The 17,714-nt window shown below is 40.0% G+C and carries 20 protein-coding genes; 12 read left to right on the forward strand and 8 right to left on the reverse strand.

Annotated elements, in window-relative coordinates; genetic code table 11:
• Positions 1 to 158: 158 nt before the first annotated feature.
• The 3 genes from F7734_RS44285 to F7734_RS44300 all read left to right on the forward strand — a co-directional run bounded on the left by F7734_RS44285 (position 159) and on the right by F7734_RS44300 (position 1,163).
• Positions 159 to 440, forward strand: a complete 282-nt coding sequence (locus F7734_RS44285) for a hypothetical protein (RefSeq protein WP_155750727.1) — start codon at positions 159 to 161, stop codon at positions 438 to 440.
• A gap of 162 nt (positions 441 to 602) precedes the next feature.
• Positions 603 to 800 carry a hypothetical protein gene (locus tag F7734_RS44295; RefSeq protein WP_243147410.1) on the forward strand — a complete coding sequence of 66 codons (198 nt, stop codon included), beginning with the start codon at positions 603 to 605 and terminating at the stop codon, positions 798 to 800.
• Entirely contained in the window at positions 801 to 1,163 is a 363-nt protein-coding gene (locus F7734_RS44300) for a hypothetical protein (protein WP_155750728.1), read from the forward strand.
• A gap of 53 nt (positions 1,164 to 1,216) precedes the next feature.
• Here the strand turns inward: F7734_RS44300 and F7734_RS44305 are convergent, their stop codons facing one another.
• The 4 genes from F7734_RS44305 to F7734_RS44320 all read right to left on the reverse strand — a co-directional run bounded on the left by F7734_RS44305 (position 1,217) and on the right by F7734_RS44320 (position 6,770).
• A complete protein-coding gene (locus F7734_RS44305) occupies positions 1,217 to 1,864 on the reverse strand; it encodes a DUF3226 domain-containing protein (protein WP_155750729.1) in 648 nt (215 codons plus the stop codon).
• Positions 1,864 to 2,961, reverse strand: coding sequence for an ATP-binding protein (locus F7734_RS44310; RefSeq protein WP_155750730.1), 1,098 nt, complete (start codon positions 2,959 to 2,961; stop codon positions 1,864 to 1,866). The genes F7734_RS44305 and F7734_RS44310 overlap by 1 nt, the downstream gene beginning before the upstream one ends.
• 271 nt (positions 2,962 to 3,232) lie before the next feature.
• Positions 3,233 to 4,282 carry a peptidoglycan recognition family protein gene (locus F7734_RS44315; protein WP_207714350.1) on the reverse strand — a complete coding sequence of 350 codons (1,050 nt, stop codon included), beginning with the start codon at positions 4,280 to 4,282 and terminating at the stop codon, positions 3,233 to 3,235.
• Between the two features lie 211 nt (positions 4,283 to 4,493).
• A complete protein-coding gene (locus F7734_RS44320; RefSeq protein WP_155750731.1) occupies positions 4,494 to 6,770 on the reverse strand; it encodes a bifunctional (p)ppGpp synthetase/guanosine-3',5'-bis(diphosphate) 3'-pyrophosphohydrolase in 2,277 nt (758 codons plus the stop codon).
• A 308-nt stretch (positions 6,771 to 7,078) separates the two neighbouring features.
• Between F7734_RS44320 and patD the strand changes: the two genes are divergently transcribed.
• Positions 7,079 to 7,426, forward strand: a complete 348-nt coding sequence (gene patD / locus F7734_RS44325; protein ID WP_155750732.1) for a heterocyst frequency control protein PatD — start codon at positions 7,079 to 7,081, stop codon at positions 7,424 to 7,426.
• 522 nt (positions 7,427 to 7,948) lie between these two features.
• A complete protein-coding gene (locus F7734_RS44330) occupies positions 7,949 to 9,670 on the forward strand; it encodes an ABC transporter ATP-binding protein (protein WP_155750733.1) in 1,722 nt (573 codons plus the stop codon).
• Between the two features lie 30 nt (positions 9,671 to 9,700).
• On the opposite strand, the gene F7734_RS44335 is transcribed toward F7734_RS44330, so the two are convergent.
• Complete coding sequence (locus F7734_RS44335; protein WP_155750734.1) at positions 9,701 to 10,603, reverse strand: hypothetical protein; 903 nt, start codon at positions 10,601 to 10,603, stop codon at positions 9,701 to 9,703.
• Between the two features lie 398 nt (positions 10,604 to 11,001).
• Here F7734_RS44335 and F7734_RS44340 point away from each other — a divergent pair, with 398 nt between their 5' ends.
• The 4 genes from F7734_RS44340 (at position 11,002) to F7734_RS44355 (ending at position 14,112) form a co-directional block, all read left to right on the forward strand.
• Complete coding sequence (locus tag F7734_RS44340) at positions 11,002 to 11,514, forward strand: GNAT family N-acetyltransferase (RefSeq protein WP_155750735.1); 513 nt, start codon at positions 11,002 to 11,004, stop codon at positions 11,512 to 11,514.
• A 107-nt stretch (positions 11,515 to 11,621) separates the two neighbouring features.
• Complete coding sequence (locus F7734_RS44345) at positions 11,622 to 12,083, forward strand: DUF3592 domain-containing protein (RefSeq protein ID WP_155750736.1); 462 nt, start codon at positions 11,622 to 11,624, stop codon at positions 12,081 to 12,083.
• 359 nt (positions 12,084 to 12,442) lie between these two features.
• A complete protein-coding gene (locus F7734_RS44350) occupies positions 12,443 to 13,279 on the forward strand; it encodes a sugar ABC transporter permease (RefSeq protein WP_243147412.1) in 837 nt (278 codons plus the stop codon).
• Positions 13,276 to 14,112 carry a carbohydrate ABC transporter permease gene (locus tag F7734_RS44355; RefSeq protein ID WP_155750737.1) on the forward strand — a complete coding sequence of 279 codons (837 nt, stop codon included), beginning with the start codon at positions 13,276 to 13,278 and terminating at the stop codon, positions 14,110 to 14,112. The genes F7734_RS44350 and F7734_RS44355 overlap by 4 nt, the downstream gene beginning before the upstream one ends.
• Before the next feature lie 28 nt (positions 14,113 to 14,140).
• On the opposite strand, the gene F7734_RS44360 is transcribed toward F7734_RS44355, so the two are convergent.
• The 3 genes from F7734_RS44360 to F7734_RS44370 all read right to left on the reverse strand — a co-directional run bounded on the left by F7734_RS44360 (position 14,141) and on the right by F7734_RS44370 (position 15,309).
• Positions 14,141 to 14,434: a hypothetical protein gene (locus F7734_RS44360; RefSeq protein ID WP_155750738.1), complete on the reverse strand. Its 294-nt coding sequence runs from the start codon at positions 14,432 to 14,434 to the stop codon at positions 14,141 to 14,143.
• 100 nt (positions 14,435 to 14,534) lie between these two features.
• Complete coding sequence (locus F7734_RS44365) at positions 14,535 to 14,849, reverse strand: hypothetical protein (RefSeq protein ID WP_155750739.1); 315 nt, start codon at positions 14,847 to 14,849, stop codon at positions 14,535 to 14,537.
• A 22-nt stretch (positions 14,850 to 14,871) separates the two neighbouring features.
• The gene (locus tag F7734_RS44370; RefSeq protein WP_155750740.1) at positions 14,872 to 15,309 is read right to left on the reverse strand and encodes a hypothetical protein; all 438 of its coding nucleotides are present in this window, start codon (positions 15,307 to 15,309) and stop codon (positions 14,872 to 14,874) included.
• Positions 15,310 to 15,581: 272 nt separating this feature from the next.
• On the opposite strand from F7734_RS44370, the gene psbV reads away from it, so the two are divergent.
• The 3 genes from psbV to petJ all read left to right on the forward strand — a co-directional run bounded on the left by psbV (position 15,582) and on the right by petJ (position 17,445).
• The gene (gene psbV / locus F7734_RS44375; protein ID WP_155750741.1) at positions 15,582 to 16,073 is read left to right on the forward strand and encodes a photosystem II cytochrome c-550; all 492 of its coding nucleotides are present in this window, start codon (positions 15,582 to 15,584) and stop codon (positions 16,071 to 16,073) included.
• A gap of 340 nt (positions 16,074 to 16,413) precedes the next feature.
• On the forward strand, positions 16,414 to 16,833 hold the full coding sequence (gene petE, locus F7734_RS44380; RefSeq protein ID WP_155750742.1) for a plastocyanin: 420 nt from the start codon (positions 16,414 to 16,416) through the stop codon (positions 16,831 to 16,833).
• A gap of 267 nt (positions 16,834 to 17,100) precedes the next feature.
• A complete protein-coding gene (gene petJ, locus F7734_RS44385; RefSeq protein ID WP_155750743.1) occupies positions 17,101 to 17,445 on the forward strand; it encodes a cytochrome c6 PetJ in 345 nt (114 codons plus the stop codon).
• Positions 17,446 to 17,714: the final 269 nt, after the last annotated feature.

Consider the following 17,714-nt stretch of genomic DNA (forward strand, 5'->3'; position numbering starts at 1 on the left):
TGAAACAGGTTATAAACGTTCAAAACTTTTTAGACATTTTCCAAAAGCATACTTGGAGTATTGCAGGTCACTGTTATGTTGCAACCTTGAAATCTTTCGATGCAGTAGAAGTATAAGGCGGTAGGATTATTAAGTATAAGTAAGAGTAGGTTAGGTGTATGAATAACGTTAACCCTGAGGAATTCAGTACCAAAGATAATGATATGCCTCTAGAACAAGAGCTTACAGGTGGTGAACGTGGAAAAAACTACCAAGTTTCTCGGCGATCGCAGTGTGTTACCATTCAGCAAACAGACGGCACAACCATTGTCCACCACTATACTCGTGAAGATGGGATAGTCGCGCTCGACCCAGATGTCAGAGAATATTTTCCTAATGCAGAAGCAGTTAACAATGCTTTACGCACACTGATTAACTTGGTTCCCAAGAAACGCGAGTAAATGACAATTTTAACTAGCAATAGTATGGGTTAGATGTAACCGCTATCAACCTGTTCTGTATGAGCGAAACTGTCTACTTAGAGACCAGTATTTTAGGATACCTTACGGCAAGAGCGACTAGAAACCTGATATTGGCACCCTTACGAATTATTAGGAGATTAAATGATGTGGCAAGATGAAATTTTAGATGAAATTCACAAAATTCGAGAAGAACACGCTCAATCTTTTAACTATGACTTAGATGCGATGTTTGTAGATTGGCAGAAAAAGCAAGCAGAAAGTGAAAGAGAAATTGTAAACTTACCACCAAAGCACGGTCTAATAATGCGTTGGAGCCGACAGTCCAAAGGCGATCTGTGAGTGCCAGAGGCGGCTTTTTCCATTAATCCATCTCCACCTCCTGAATTAATACATCCAGGTTGGTTATCCATTGATTTTGGTACATCAAGCTCTACTGTAGCTCTCTTTGATCCGCGTACAATTTCTTTTTATAATGGCTTATCTCAAGAACAAGAGCAATTCTTAAGAAGGAAGTTTCTCCAATGGTTAGAGTCACCTATACCAGGAGGATTGCCAAATGTGAGTCATAATGAATGGGAATATTTTGTTAAGCAAATTAGGAAAAATTCTGAACTAGAAGAAACAAGTAGTTTGAGGGAAACGCTCCAAAATGGAAGCACTTCTCAACTGTTAGAAGTTATTCGCCAAATCGAAAAAATCTAGCTGTTGAACGTCCTGTGGGAGTAACTAACTTTGGATAGAGAGGGAATGATTATTTATGGTAAATTGAAAAGAAGTTTTAACCATTCGATAAATGCGATCGCTACTTGAGAGTTTGAATTCAATACTTTTGCTGTAATCGCTTGTCCCATAGGCATACCTGGTTTTTCCTGCCAAGCCAACCAAGTATGAATTAACGCTTTTGGACGATGAATGAGTGTATAGCGATTGATGTTACTTTGTTCAATTTCTTGTAAAACGGATTGAGCTTTTGGAAGTAGTTTGTCGTCAGTAGGAATAAGACAAGCAACAAAATCTTCTAACATTCCAGGTAATTGATTGTTAGGCATTAACCAAACTCCAACCTTTGGTAACTCTGGTGCAGAGTAAACCCAACCCTGATTTGGCGATGCATTGGGAACATCCTGATAACCACTTTCCCTTAATCTATCCCTCAATCCTTGCCATCTTGCTACTAAATCTCGATCTGCATCCACTACAATTCCCAAGATTTTCAAATTCTTTTCTTTTAGCTTCAATGGCAATCCATCTAAAAGCACCTCTATTCCTTCTGTTCCCTCTGCTACAGGCACTTCTACAGAAAATTCTTCTGGTAGCTGATATTGATTGCATAAAGACCAAATTACATGGCGATCGTTCTTCCCTTCGACTAGTAACTGATGAGGTTTGCTTTTCTTAGACATTAGCGAACCTCAATATTTTGCTGTACGGCAATGTTTAATTCTTCAGCTACATACTCAACAGCACGAATTTTTCCATACTTCGCATCTAAACGGAATAATTTACCTGCATCGCTATCTTCTACATAATTCAATGCTTCTTGAAAGGCACGAACACAATCCCAACTATGAGTTGTGGCAAAAACTTGTATATTCAACCTTTTTGCGATTTCTAAAATTAACCGCCACATATCAGCTTGTACTTCATAATAAAGACCAGTATCAATTTCATCAACTAGTAAAAAACCATTTTCAACATTTACGGCAGACATTGCAAGAGTCAAAATACGACGCATTCCATCACCCATACTTCCTAAAGGAATGGGCTCGTTCTGTTTGCTGAGTTTGATGATAATGCCACTATTAGAGGTTTGACGGCTAGTAAAACTAATACGCTCCACATCTGGTTCTATAATTTGCAATGCTCTCACTACCTCGTCTTCTTTGGGCGTCAGCGTAATTCCATCCCAAATCTCAGCTAATTTACTAAATCTTATATTATCAGTTGTTAAAAACTGACAATGCTGTGTTGTTGGAACTAAAGAAAATCGAGACGATTTTGCTAATTTAAAAAATCGCGTTTCTACTAAACCATCTTCTAAGACTGGCACTCGTATTGGTTGATGCTGTTGATATATGAAATGCAGTTCATACTCTGGTATATCAGTTTCTGATATATCTTCCAATGGTTCTGCTTGTAATGTTATTGGTGATAACTGAATATGCAATGATAGAGGACGATCGTTGCTAGATAGGATATCTATACCTTGCTCAAAGTTAAGCTGATGATTCGGAAAAATATGTTTGATTTGGTAACTACGAGGAGTCAATTTTCCATTGATGGAAAGTGTAGAGCCTTTTAATAGGGCAATTTCACCACGATTATCTAATAACTCTAACAAACATTGAGGATTATTTTGATTAGCTAATAGATAAACAGCTTCTAGTAAACTGGTTTTGCCACTGTTGTTACTGCCAACAATAAGATTAACTTGTGCCAATCCATCAATTTGAAAGTCTTTGAACGAACGGTAGTTGTGAATAGAAAGCTTGCTTAGCATTTCAGGAAAAAATAGTTTTAAAGTTCGGGGTAGTTATTATCATAGCTACACTACACTGCCACTCCTCTGTTTGCTCTACACTTTTTTTCTGCGCCTAGTACGATTCAATACTTCTATATAAGTTATTAGGGATTTCTAAGAAATCAACTATGTCAGGTTGTGGAGTGTTTGCTCCTAACCTTTGTCATTTAGGAGGCGGAGCCTCCTGTAAGGCATTCCCAGGCAGAGCCTGGGAACGAGATAGACGAGAAAGAAAATGGGTTTTGGTTGCTTAATTGCTAATTTGACTGATACTTAGTGGAGTAATCACCCGAAACGAATGCAATAAATTCCAAAACTTATCAAAATCAAAACTTCTTGGGTCAATTCTTTGACCAGAACGATCTACCGCCTTGTGAGTCGTAATTCTCTCATCTGGGACATTACTTTGAGCAATCAACCAAGCAAGAGAGTGATACTGCTCTTCAGTGTAACCAGTGTGAGTTGTTTCTTTGGTTCCGACACCATCTGGCGGCGTTTCTAAACCAACGTGATAGGCAAAGTTATTTACAGATGGAGGCAAATCTGGGTTGGTTTTCACCGTTTCCTCTCCTTGAGAACCCTCAAAAACTGAATTACCTGCACCAAAAGCTCTTTTATCTGGTGGAACCAAGTAAACCACAGTGCCATCAAGCTTAATCATGGTATGGTAGCTTGCTTGGACATTCTCATCCTCGTGGGAATTTTTAAAAAAGTTAATGGCACTGGATGCAGGAGCAGCCGTTTCATGAAGCACTATGATTGGTTGATTGTTAACAGGTGTGCCATTAACATCTGTTGCAAAACGATCGCCATAATTACTCGGGTTTGCCCAAGCAATCTCATATCTGGGTTTGTAAGCTTCAAAAGCTGCTGTAGTTTTTACTGAATAACTCAGAGTCTTTGGCGGGTTACTCTTTTGAGTTTTCTGAGCTTTCAGGCGGGGATCTGAAGCTTGCTTGGGGATCGCCGCCTTTGCCTTTGCCTTTGGTGTTGGTGCTGTTGTTAACTGTTTGAGTCGAGAATCTACTTCAGATGCTGTCGCCTGTGGAGTTGGTGTAACTTCAGTTTCCTTGGGTTGAGATTCCAAATCTTCACTAGCAATAGTCGCCTTTGTATCTAATGCTTTTGTACTTTCCTTAGGTTGGAAATCCAAATATTGATTGGAAACGGCGGCTTTTGGATTGGATGTGACTTTTTGGTCTTGGAGAAAATCTGCTCTTGCGAGAAGCAACCCCAACATCAAGCCGACAAGCGCCAGAATTCCCAGTACGACACCAGTTGTTTTTATCCTAATTCTCATTTTTTAACGCTTTTATCAAAATCTTTTACATTTCAAATGTAAAAGCAATAATTTTTAATATAATTTACAAATATAAAATTATACTCAAAAGCAAAATATGTCCATAGGTATATATGGCTAATGGCTAATGGCTAATGGCTAATGGCTAATGGCTAATTGTTGACCACTAGCTATTAGCTATTAGCTATTAGCTATTAGCTATTAGCAAAACTTATTCGTCATATTGCCCAACTCTACGAATGTTGAGAATGTCACTCAGTTTCTTAATTTGGGTGAATATCTGTTCTAGTTGACAACGATCGCGTATCTCGATCCCCAAGTCAATCAGTGCTGGTTGACCGTTGGAAGTTTTGACTTGAGCGTGACGCACGTTAATTCCTTGGTCGCTCAGGCGTGAAAGAATATCCTTGAGAACTCCTACTCGATCTAATGCTTCAATCTGAACATTCACCGGATATGTTTGAGGACGACCGTAGGGTTCGCCTGCTGGGTTCCAATGGACTGGAACTAAGCGATCGCATTCCACATTATCTAAATTTTGACATCCCTGGCGATGGATGGAAATGCCCCGACCACGGGTGACAACACCAATAATTTGTTCTCCCGGAATGGGGGTACAGCAACCAGCTAGATGGTGTACCAATCCTTCGACTCCAACGATTGGCGAGTCAGTGGAACGTGAGGTTGTTGAAGTTGATTCTTTGAGGTTTTTTGCTGCTTGAGATAACTCCTTAGCAAGATCGCTTGTTGAAACTGCTATTGCGGGTTGTTGTGCTTTTACCAATTCTCGCCAACGGTTAAGCACGAGGCTGAGAGTGACTTCACCATAGCCCAAAGCAGCAAGCAAATCCTCACAAGAATGATAATTACATCGCTCTGCAACTGTCTGCATCGGTTGCGACTTAATCAAGTTCTCCACACCGGATTTACCCAGTTCCTTTTCCAACAACTCCCGACCGCGAGCAATATTTTCTTCGCGGCGCGATCGCTTGTACCATTGCTTGATTCTGTTCTTTGCGGCTGAAGTTCTGACAAAGTTCAACCAATCCAAACTGGGATGGCTGTTCTTTTGGGTCACAATCTCTACAATATCACCATTTTGCAACCGGGTTGAGAGGGGAACCATTTTTCCATTCACTTTTGCACCTGCACAGTGGTTTCCTACCTCTGTGTGAATGCGATAGGCAAAATCCACCGTACTAGAACCGGGACTCAAAGAAATGACATCTCCTTTGGGCGTAAAGACATAAACATCATCTTCAAATAAATTGTCTTTAACACTTTCAAGGTATTCCTGAGCATCCTTTAGGTCATTCTGCCATTCTAGTAACTGTCGCAACCACGTAAACTTTTCATCTGATGCTGTCAAATGAGTTGAGAAAGAACCGCCCGTTTCTTTATACTTCCAGTGAGCTGCAATGCCATATTCAGCAATCCGGTGCATTTCCAACGTCCGGATTTGCACTTCTAAAGGACGCGCCCACGGACTAATCACACCTGTATGCAATGACTGGTAACGGTTTGGCTTGGGTAATCCAATGTAATCCTTGAATCTCCCTGGAATTGGGCGGAAAGAATCGTGTACTATTGCCAAAGCACGATAACATTCTTCATTGGTATTCACTATAATTCGCAGTGCCGCCAAATCGTAAATTTCGTGAAATTCTTTATTTTGGCGCTGCATCTTTTGAAAGATACTGTAGAGGTGCTTTGCACGCCCACTAATATCAAGGCATTTAATTCCTGCTTCTACCAATCGATTCCGCAAAGTATCAGCGACATTTGCCAATCTATCTTCTCTCGCTTTTCGTTTTTCGGCTACGTACTCTTGAATTTGACGGTATGATTCCGGTTCTAAGTACTTAAAGGAATAATCCTCTAATTCCCACTTAATCCGCCAAATCCCCAACCGATTCGCCAGAGGTGCAAAAATTTCTCGTGTTTCTAAAGCAATGGCTTTGCGCTTGTCTTCGGGAAGATGTTCTAAAGTCCGCATATTGTGCAAGCGATCTGCCAACTTCACCACAATCACCCTAATGTCCTGCGCCATTGACAAGAACATTCGACGAAAATTTTCTGCTTGACTTTCAGTCTTGCTTTTGAAGTTAATTTTAGAAAGCTTTGTTACACCTTCCACCAATTGCCGAACTTCAATACCGAAGTGCTGCTCAATTTCTTCAATTGTGACATTTGTATCTTCTACTACATCATGTAGTAGCCCAGCTGCTATCATAGTAGCACTACCACCGAGATCTCGTAGTATACCCGCAACAGCGACAGGATGAGAAATGTATGGCTCTCCCGACTTGCGGTACTGACCTTGATGCAACTGATAGGCAAATTCAAATGCCCGAAAAATTAGAGATGATTCGCTATGCCTTCGGTCATCTTCAGCTTGGGCGCTTAGTGTAGATGACCCATCTAGGCATTGCTGTAGCCATTCCGGAAGGGTAATATCAATTCTGGAAGTTAATACAGTGCTGCTCATAGAATAGCGCCAATGGTAATTTCGTGATAAGGTGCAAAAGGGTAAATGGTTGGCGGTAATACCGTCAACATAGAGAGTAACTGACAGACGCAAGGAAAATTTGCGTTTTAGTTGCTACCTTCAGGTGTCAGTGCAAATTATCCAGTACGAGTGTCGGGCATCATAGTTGTAAGTGTTGAAATATAGCAAATACCGCCCCGAATACTATTCGAGACGCAAGATTTTGAGATAGAGTTTAGAAAAGTTTAGTCTAGCAGATTTTTTTTTGACATTACCTTGTCTTTAAATACTATCTCAAGAACTGCTGTATGTCTCTAATTCGTGAGAAATACCACTCATTTGCTACTCAGTTGAAGCAACTGCATTCCGAAATTGCTTCTACTCCATTGGATGCACCCGAAATTAGGCAACGTGTAATAAGCCTGCAGAAATTTTTTCAGCAACAGATTGTACCTTTAGTGAATGAGGACACAAGCAGTCTCAATGGGCGAGTTCAGTCTTATTCGACTGAAACGAGCAAGCAGCTACGACTCTTGGAAATAGATATCACATTTCTCCAAGGAGCGCGGCAAACTTCCACTGCCAAAGGTAGACTAGATGCCATCGGCAATCGCCTAACCACTCTCATTGAATACTGCAATGCCATATTGGAATAAATATTACCAGCAGAAGAGCAATATAACAAAGAAAATAATTAAAAATAATGAAAATAATAATTTGAATTTACTATTGTATTTTAGATTGATATTTCTCCTGTATTTGTCGTAAGCTTGACATATTTATAATTTGGTCAAATGTCCCTAAAATTTGACAAGATTTCATGTCAAGAGTTCTTCAAATTTTGAGTTTAGGAGCCAAAAAGTTCCCAGAAACAAGCTTCGCTCAAACCAAATCAATCTAAATTTGACGTAAACCTCAGATGTTCTCAATGGGGATCGCAATTATTTTATTTTCTCCAAATAAAAAATATTACCTAAATAAAACTTACAGATAACTCTGTCAGACCCAACCTATGTGTTGCTTAATTTTCTCCGTACAGAGATTAAAATAATTCAGCGAGCGGTTACTGGTCACCGGTCACTGGTCACCGGTCACTGGTCACTGATTAAACAACCCTGATGTTGTTAATGCAGTCGTGTATCCTAATGTTAAAACTTGGTAGATAAAAGCTAATAGTTATGAATGAATCTTTATTTTGTATTGACAATTTGCGAGTAGCCTATCCGCGCCGCAGTAATGAAGAACTTAAGTGGGCAGTCGATGGGGTGTCTTTCACGCTACAACCTGGTGAAAGAATGGGATTGGTGGGAGAATCAGGCTGCGGTAAATCTACCCTAGGACGTGCAGCAATGCGCTTGCTCCCCCTATCGACACAAATTGAGGGAAAAGTCACTTTTCAAGGACAGTCTGTGTTTGATATGATGCCCGAACAGTTACGAAAATTTCGGGGAGAAGCAGTCGCGCTCATTTTCCAAGATCCAATGACACGTTTAGACCCGTTGATGACCATTGGAAATCATTGCTTGGAAACTCTCAAGGCGCACTCGCCCCAGTTATCTACCCGAGCAGCCAAGGAAATTGCTATTGCTACTTTAGAAAAAGTGAAAATTCCTGCCAGTCGTTGGAGTCAGTATCCTCACGAATTTAGTGGGGGTATGCGGCAAAGGGTAGCGATCGCTCTTGCTTTACTCCTTAAACCCAAGTTAATTGTAGCTGATGAACCAACCACTAGTTTGGATGTAACGGTTTCTGCCCAGATTTTACAAGAACTGACACGGCTGTGCGGTGAAGAAAATATGGGACTCCTGTTGATTTCTCACGATTTGGCACTGGTGGCAGAGTATTGCGATCGCATAGGGGTGATGTATGACGGCAAAATGGTAGAAATGGGTTCATCCAAAACAGTCTTTCAACAACCGCAGCACGAGTATACAAAATCGCTTCTCAAAGCAGCTTTGCATATTCAATCGGTAGATGAGGGGTCAGAGTTTAGGGATCGGGGGTTAGGGCAAGAGGATTCCCAATCACGCCAGTCCGCTCAACGGGGGGAACCCCTGCACGTGGCTGGCTCCTCAATCGCCAATCCTCAAGCCCCAATATTACGTGTAACAGAACTCCAACAGCATTACACCTTAGAACCCAATTTTGTAGAAAGATTGTTGAGAAGGGAAAGTCAAACAATCAAAGCAGTGGATGGGATCGATCTGGAACTATATCCTGGGGAAATTTTAGGATTGGTTGGGGAATCTGGTTGCGGAAAAAGTACCTTATCGCGGACAATACTCCAACTGATTCGCCCGACAGGGGGTAAAGTTGAGTTTTTGGGAAAAGAGTTAACCAGTCTTTCACGTCAGGACATTCGCACTTCTAGGCGACAAATGCAGATGGTGTTTCAAGATCCTCATGCTTGTTTAAATCCAGCAATGACGGTAGGGCAAAGCATTGCAGATCCTTTACTGATTCATAAGTTAGCGAGTCTAGATAAGGCAAAACAGGAAGTGATGTGGATGCTGGAAAAAGTAGGGTTAAAGCCAGCCGAAGTTTATTATCAGCGATATCCTTCCGATTTATCTGGGGGACAGCAGCAACGAGTTGCGATCGCACGTGCATTAATTACTCGTCCCAAACTCCTGATTTGTGATGAACCAGTGAGTATGCTAGATGCTAGCGTACAATCACAAGTTCTTGATTTGATGCTACAACTGAAAGAGGAATTTGAGTTAACTTACTTGTTTATCACTCACGATCTTTGGTTGGCGAGATTTTTGTGCGATCGCATTGCCGTAATGAACAGTGGCAAAATAGTTGAAATTGGGCTGACAAAACAGATTTTTGCCAAGCCACAACATCCTTACACAAAAACCCTTTTGTCAGCCGCACCTTTGTTAGCAAGAGCATAATTTTGGGAGTGGGGAAAGCATCTCTACCCGCTACTCCCCACTCCCTGCTGAAGTTAATCTGGGAACCCTTTCACTGGAACCATGTAACTCAACAAACCTATTAAAGAGCCACATTGTTTCGTGCTTTGAAAGTCTGTTGCGATCGATAAGATAGCTGAGATTTCTCTCAGCTAATTTTCGATAGTAAGGCAAATCTTCAACCAATGTTAAACAAGAAGCGACGTGAAGCAGAAGTTGGAGAAATGGTTTTGGCCAATCCAGATCGCTGTAAATGTCAATAAAGAAATAATGCTCGTTCTCAGTTAAAGGATAGGCTGTAAACATGACAACAATCCTTTTTTCCTTATAGACTGGAACGCTCAGTTCAACAGTATAAGGAGTATGCAAGATTAAATCCACCTCGGCAATTGGCTGTCTCCAAATTCTCAAGACATTAAAAGGAGAATCCAAATATGTTTCAAAGGTAATTCTGCCTCCATTCGGTGTAGATTTGATTTGGTTAATTTTGACAACCTTCAAATTATTGAGACTAAATTTGTGAATTGTCTCTAAATGTTTTAAATTTAACAAGTGATAGATCTGGCATAGATAGGGAAAAGGTAAGATATATTCCTGACTAATCATATGCCGTCTTTTTAACTTTAAACTTCCTGCATGAGCGTCACATTCCACGCTTTCTTCAGGTTTAAGATACAACCAAGTCAAGAAAAAGAAAGAAGCTGTAAAGAGGTGGATTAATTCTATAGTTGATAGATAACCATCAGCAAAAGCTGCAATACTTCTATCGGTAATACCAAAAACCCAAGAAGGAATACCAAAGAGCCAAATTCCATTTTTTAGTTTAACGAGAAAAACACCAATATCTTCCTCTATAACTAGAGTATTTTTTTTAAATTCACTACTTTCATTTGTAAGAATATTATTTTCAGGCATAACAATTCCCAATCCAATATCAATTGGATATAAACTTTATTTTGCTATTTACGCTCAGTTTAAAAACTGGTAATCCAGTCAACCTCTACCTCTAGCTGTAAATGTAAATATTCTTTACATTGATTTTGACTGCGTAGGTTTTGGTTAAAAATACGAAAATATGTAGGTTGGGTTGAGGAACGAAACCCAACATTTACAAGCATTCTTTGGGTTGCTCCACGGGTTTACCCAACCTACAAAAATTCTTATCCCTTGCAGTATTGGGGTGGGCAGTGCCGTCATTAGGGTATTTGGTGGGCTTTAGCCCTACCTACTTAAAATTTTTCCTGGATGATTTAAGATTGTTATATAATTTGCTAATATTTTACTTTTTAGATTTTTGTTTTAGACAGCAAATAATGACGATCCGCAATGCCACTGAAATTGATTTGCCTGCAATTGTGGCAATTTACAATGCTGCAATTCCCAGTCGTATGGCAACTGCTGATTTAGAACCAGTGTCTGTGGAAAGCCGCCTTGCTTGGTTTAAGGGTCGTTCACCCTTAAAATATCCCCTTTGGGTTATAGAAGTAGATGGTCAGGTAACTGGCTGGTTGAGTTTACAGTCCTTTTACGGACGACCAGCTTATCATGCTACTGCTGAAATCAGTATTTACATCGCTTCAGAATATCAGCGACGTGGTTTGGGACAGCAACTGCTATCCCAAGCGATTAACAAAAGTCCTAGTTTGGGTATCAAAACCTTATTGGGCTTTATCTTCGCTCACAACGTGCCTAGTTTAAAGCTCTTTGAAACATTTGGCTTTCAATCTTGGGGACATTTGCCAAATGTTGCAGAGTTAGACGGTATTGAGCGCGATTTGATGATTTTGGGACTCCGAATTAACGAGGAAGTGCGGAATAGACGATAGGGAGTAGGCAATTTCCACTCCCTACCTCCGGTTTTCGGAATTGCTTCAGGGGAAGGGGTAGTTTTGTACAAGCACAAGTGACTCCTATCCTACTTTTGAAAAGTTCCATGAAAATACAATCTCTACATACTTATAATTCCAGCTTGACTTCAACGGCTTTAACTTGCATTGGTATTCTAGTTGCTAGCGTTGGTATCACAACAGGATTAGACAATTATTCTTTTGTTAAAAGAGCAGTATCGACACAGGGAACGGTCATTGATAATTTGCTTGACTCAACACACAGATCTGATTCGTACTATCCTTTAGTGAAATTTACAACGCGTACAGGCGAAACAATTGTGTTTGAATCTAAAGTAGGAAGTAATTCTCCTGAATATAAGAAGGGAGAACAGGTAAAAATTTTTTACCATCCTCAAAAGCCTAATGCTGCCATGATTAATACATGGATACACCTGTGGTTTTTCCCTATGATTTTTTCTGCTAGTGGCTCTCTTGCTGTACTTATTGGAGCTGCTTTACTTGCAAAAGAACTAAAGCAAAATAAGTTCTTAACAGCGAGCCATTAATGTTCATACTTAAAAGTAGGAGATTTGAATTGAAAATTTGATGATTACATATTATTAAATAAAAATAAGTTTCAAAATTTAATTATTGATTTTTTTTAAAATGTCGTCATAAAAAATATTTAGTTGAACGCAAAATTTTATTTTAAAATTTTTTCTGGAAAACAGTGTCAATCAACCTAATAAATAAAATTCACTTGTCAGGTGGTCATAGGGCATGGATCATGAGCATTCCTCCTTGTCTTCCTTGTCTTCCTTGTCCCCCTTGTCCCCCTGTTTGGAGGTATTTTGTGCTGGAAGAAAGAAGGGAAATCAGAATAACTGAGTGGAAAAGTACAGAAGGTGTAGCTGGATACCTATTCATGACACCTACTATTCTGGTGTTAGGTACTTTTGTAATAACACCCATTTTATTTGCTGTTTTTCTTTCTCTACATAAAGTCAAACTTTTAGGTGGAATTGACTATGAGTTTGTTGGGTTTCACAATTTTATAAGACTAGTTGAAGATGACAGAATTTGGATTGCTCTACTAAATACAGCACAGTATGTTGCTATAGTAGTTCCGCTTCAAACGGCTCTGGCTCTCATTCTTGCTGTCACTCTTAATTCAGGTATTCGAGGGAAAAACTGGTGGCGTGTTCTCTACTTTTTGCCAACAGTGACATCTTCAACTGTTCTGACACTTATATTCATGTGGATTTATAACACTAATGGATTGCTGAATGACTTTCTTGCTTTTCTAGGGTTACCTACTTATAACTGGTTGGGAGATCCAGCAGTTGCGCTTAAAGGCATTATGCTGATGAATATTTGGTCAACAGCACCATTGTTCATGGTAATTTACTTAGCAGCATTACAGGATATTCCCCGTTCTCTCTACGAAGCAGCTGCAATTGATGGAGCTAATAGCTGGCAACAATTCATTTACATTACTATTCCCATGCTCAAACCTGTTACCTTCTTTGTGGTAACAATGGGAGTCATTGGCACTTTTCAACTGTTCGATCAATCGTATATTTTTTCCAATGGCAGTGGTGGACCAAACAATTCCACCCTAACAGTTGTTTTGTTAATATACCAAGCTGTGTTCCGAAATTTACAAATGGGCTATGCTGCTGCGATCGCTTTTCTACTAGCAACCATCATTATTAGTATCACGTTAATTCAGCGACATTTTTTTGGAGGAGAAAGGGTTTGAAAAAAATATCCCATGACTTTTGGCTGAAAGTCTTGCTTTACATAGTACTGACATTGTATGCAGTCATTACCATAGTTCCCTTTTTGTGGGCGCTTTCAGCATCATTTAAAACCCTCTCTGAAATTGCGAGTGGAGAGCCAACTTTCTTTCCCAAAAACTTCACTCTTGACAACTACAAGCAAATTTTTTTACAAGAACCTTTGTTTCTGCGTTGGCTATTTAATAGCACAGTCACAGCCATCAGTGTGACTATCTTAAACCTAATCTTCAACTCAATGGCAGGTTACGCACTAGCAAGGTTACATTTTCCAGGTAGACGCTTTTGGTTTTTCCTAATTTTAGCAGTGTTGGCAGTTCCCGCACAAATCACTTTAATTCCCACATTTTTGATATTAAAAGCCTTTAACTGGTTAAATTCTTATCAAGGAATGATTGTTCCCAGCATGGTAAATGCTACCTTCATTTTTATGATGCGGCAATTTTTCATGAATTTTCCCAAGGAACTTGAAGAAGCTGCCCAGCTAGACGGACTTACGACTTTTGGTATTTTTCGACACATTGTTTTGCCTTTAGCAAAACCCGCACTAGCAGCACAAACAGTATTTGTATTTATGGGTAGTTGGAATAACTTTTTGCTACCTGTCGTGATTTTGTTTGACCCAGAAATGTTTACCCTTCCCCTAGGTTTAAATACCTTCAAAGGTCAATACATTAGTTACTGGAATTACATTATGGCAGCTTCTATGGTATTCACTTTACCAGCGCTACTTATCTACGCTTTCTTCAACCGATACTTTATTGAAAGTGTCACTTTTACAGGAGGTAAGGGATAAAAATCATTCAACAGGCGTGATTTAAGGACTACCGTGACTTCTTTATACAGGGACAGAATTCACTACAAGGTGAGAACTTACGCCCTTCAGCAATGCCATTATTCTGCAAGTGCTCATATGCTTTGCTATAAGACAAACGAGATAAATCACTGTTGCTAGAGCGATAAAAGTTGAGGTCAGCGAGTGGTGAAAATAGGCGACCTTCATTCAAACCATTATTGAAAAAATGTGATGTCAGTTGAGCATCTGTAGTTATCCCTGCTGCTGCTAAATCGGGGTTAGCATTGCGATAGAAATTGACATCAAATAGATTGGGAGCCATGAGTCAGTTTTTTTGCATAGATTTTTACAGCTATCTATATTACTCTTGGCATAAAATAACTGAATTCTCTAATTTTTAGGAATATTTTGCATATTTATATTTATTTAAGAATGTGAGAAAGAATGGTTGGGTCCTGAATTTCCTTGTCTCGTGCTAACAGTAGGACTTTAGAAACGATTTCAGCGGTTTTGGGGTCATTATCGGCAAAAGGTAAAAACAGCCGTCTTCTATGTTGGGAATGGGCGGGAACAATACACAACGCCCCGCCTGGTTGACGGTGAACGATACCACTGCCTAAATGAACCGAATAACTACCAAGATGCCCTTCCAATACTTGTCGGTTAAGCTTAAAAATACGAAAACACGTAGGTTGGGGAGCCAGCCCTGAACCGTGTGCGTGGCGCGAATGCGCCATAGGAGGGTTTCCCTCCGCACCTTTACTGGCGTTTGAGGAACGAAACCCAACATTTATCAGTATTTATTGGGTCTCGCTGTCGCTCGACCCCATCCAAGTCCAGCTGCTGTTCTTCATCAACAAAAACAAAGTACAAACCATCCTCAAAAGCTTGCAAAGCTTTGTCTACAGCCGCTTGTGAATCCACTTCGTACTGTAGGTCACTTCCTCCCATTTCTACTTTTCCCAGTTCCACGCCCTGCTGAATTTGTGATTTTGTGAGTACGTGGGTTAATCGTCGCTGCTCTTGCCTGGTGCAAAAAGCTTCTATATCTTTCAGTATAATTTTGGTAAGCAACTCTTGGAGTGTTAAATGGTTACTATCGGAAGATAATTCAATTGGGAGAGGAATGCACCAATTAGCAAATAAAGGTTTAGCGCGTCCCAATAGCTTGCCTTCAATAGTGATGGTGAGTTGCATAAATCACACTTGATTACTGTTACCAGTTTAACAGAGGCAAATTGCCATGGCCATTTCTTGCCATGACTGAATCCAAAACTCTATCAGTGGTTTGGGCAACAAATTGCACGCGTGACGTGATATTGGTATTACAGCAGCTCAATTTTCACTAATGTAAGTGTTAATGGCTTATGGCTAATGGCAGTTGGCAGTTAGCAATGAGTTAATAGCACTGGAAATTAAGCATCGCAATATTTAGCTGTGTTGAGTGTCAAAAATTGTTAAGGGGAAAAATGTTGAGAAGAGTTATTGGCATTTTGGCGGCTACTGTTTTGCTGACGTTTCAATTTATTGTTGGTGATGCGTCAGCAGTGGAACTAGATGCAGCAACCCGCACTGTAAAATTAAATGACCAAGGTGATACTGTTGTTCTTAGCCTCAAACAAGTCAAAGAGGGCAAAAGCTTATTTCAATACGCTTGCGCTCAATGTCACGTTGGCGGTGTAACCAAGACAAATCAAAACATAGGGCTAGAACCAGAGACTCTAGCAGGTGCAACCCCACCTCGCGATAACATTGAAGCGTTGGTGGACTACATGAAAAATCCTACAACCTACGATGGTGAGGAGGAAATTTCTGAATTACATCCCAGTACTAAGAGTGCTGACATTTTCACAGAAATGAGAAATTTAAAGGATGATGATTTAGTAGATATTGCTGGTCATATTCTCCTACAACCCAAGGTTATCGGTTCCAGATGGGGTGGCGGTAAAATATATTACTAAGTCCTGATGGCTGATTTAGTCAATAGTTAACAGTCAATGGTCAATGGTTAATGGTCAATAGTCAAATAACGATTTTGTTATGAACCTTTGACTACAAACTGTGGGCGATAGACTGTTGACTATTGACTCTCTTTATCTAGGGGGTAGGGAGTAGGGAGTAGGGGGTAGGGAGTAGGGAAGTGAGTCATTAAGTATATTTCAGCCTACAGAAGGCTTTGTTATTGTCTAACCTACCTTCTGCTGTTGTTTAAAAAAAGTATCTACGACAGATTGTCATATTTGGGCTAAATTTTATTTAAAATGAATAATGAAAGATAAAACCTGCTGTTAGGAGAAAGGTATGACATTCATTGCGTCAAGTTTACGGCGCTTTGGCTTAGCATTGTTAACACTCTTTTTAGTTGTTAGCAGCTTTGCAGTTTTCACTCCCAGTGCTGCTGCTGATACATATACTGTAAAACTGGGTAGTGATAAGGGAATGCTGGCGTTTGAACCAAGCAAGTTGACAGTTAAACCAGGAGACACAATTAAGTGGGTTAACAATAAAGTTCCTCCCCACAACGTTATGTTCGATGCCGCTAAAAACCCTAATAAAAGCGCTGCTGTAGCTAAGAACTTGTCTCACAAGCAGTTGCTCATGAGCCCCGGTCAAGAGTACGAAACAACTATCCCAGCTGACGCAGCTCCTGGTGACTACACTTTCTACTGCGAACCTCACCGTGGCGCGGGTATGGTTGGGAAACTCACTGTTCAAGGCTAATAGACAGCTTTAACTCAAAATACCTTCCCCAAGCAATTAGGCGAAAATCGCAGTCTCTAAGTGGGGAATATTAATGGTGACGAGTTTTATCCTCTCTTATGGTGATAAGAGCGATAGAGGAGGGTAGACTCGTCACCGCAAATTTTTTATACAAAACAGAAAAATCGCGTTTGACATAAGGCTGTTAAGCAAAGCTTCTAGCAAACCGTAAAATATTTACTGGAGCAGTTTTTTAAGTTGCAGGAAGCCGATTACAAGGAGAAGCCCTTGAAAAAAGTGTTATTGGTTGTGTTCGCGATCGCCCTATCAGTTATATTTACGTTTACGAGTTCAGTCCTTGCAGCCGAAACGTCCAATGGTGCTCAAATTTTTAAAGATAACTGTGCTTCTTGTCATATAGGTGGAGGAAACATTCTCATTGCCGAAAAAAATTTAAAAAAGGAAGCTTTATTAAGTTATCTGGAAAATTATGAAAGCGATGCCATTCAAGCCATTGTTTCTCAAGTCCAAAATGGCAAAAATGCTATGCCCGCTTTTAAAGGAAAATTAAGCGAATCAGAAATTTTACAGGTTGCTGCTTACGTTTTCCAAAAATCCGAACAAGGCTGGTAAAAAAAGCCTCTGGTGTTTACACCAGAGGCTTTGTTAATCGGGAAGCAAAGATTTTGGTTAGTGGTTTAGTTGATAGTTGATAGTTGATAGTTGGTCGTTGTTAGCCACCAACCACTAACCACTAACCACTAACCACTAACCACTAACCACTAACCAGTAACCACTAACCACTAACGACTAACCACTAACAACTAACAACTAACAACTAAAAACTAAAGAGTCACAAATAAATAGTAAGAAGTAAATAATAATTAATAAATAGTTAGAAA

It is taken from the genome of Scytonema sp. UIC 10036 (genome assembly GCF_009725235.1).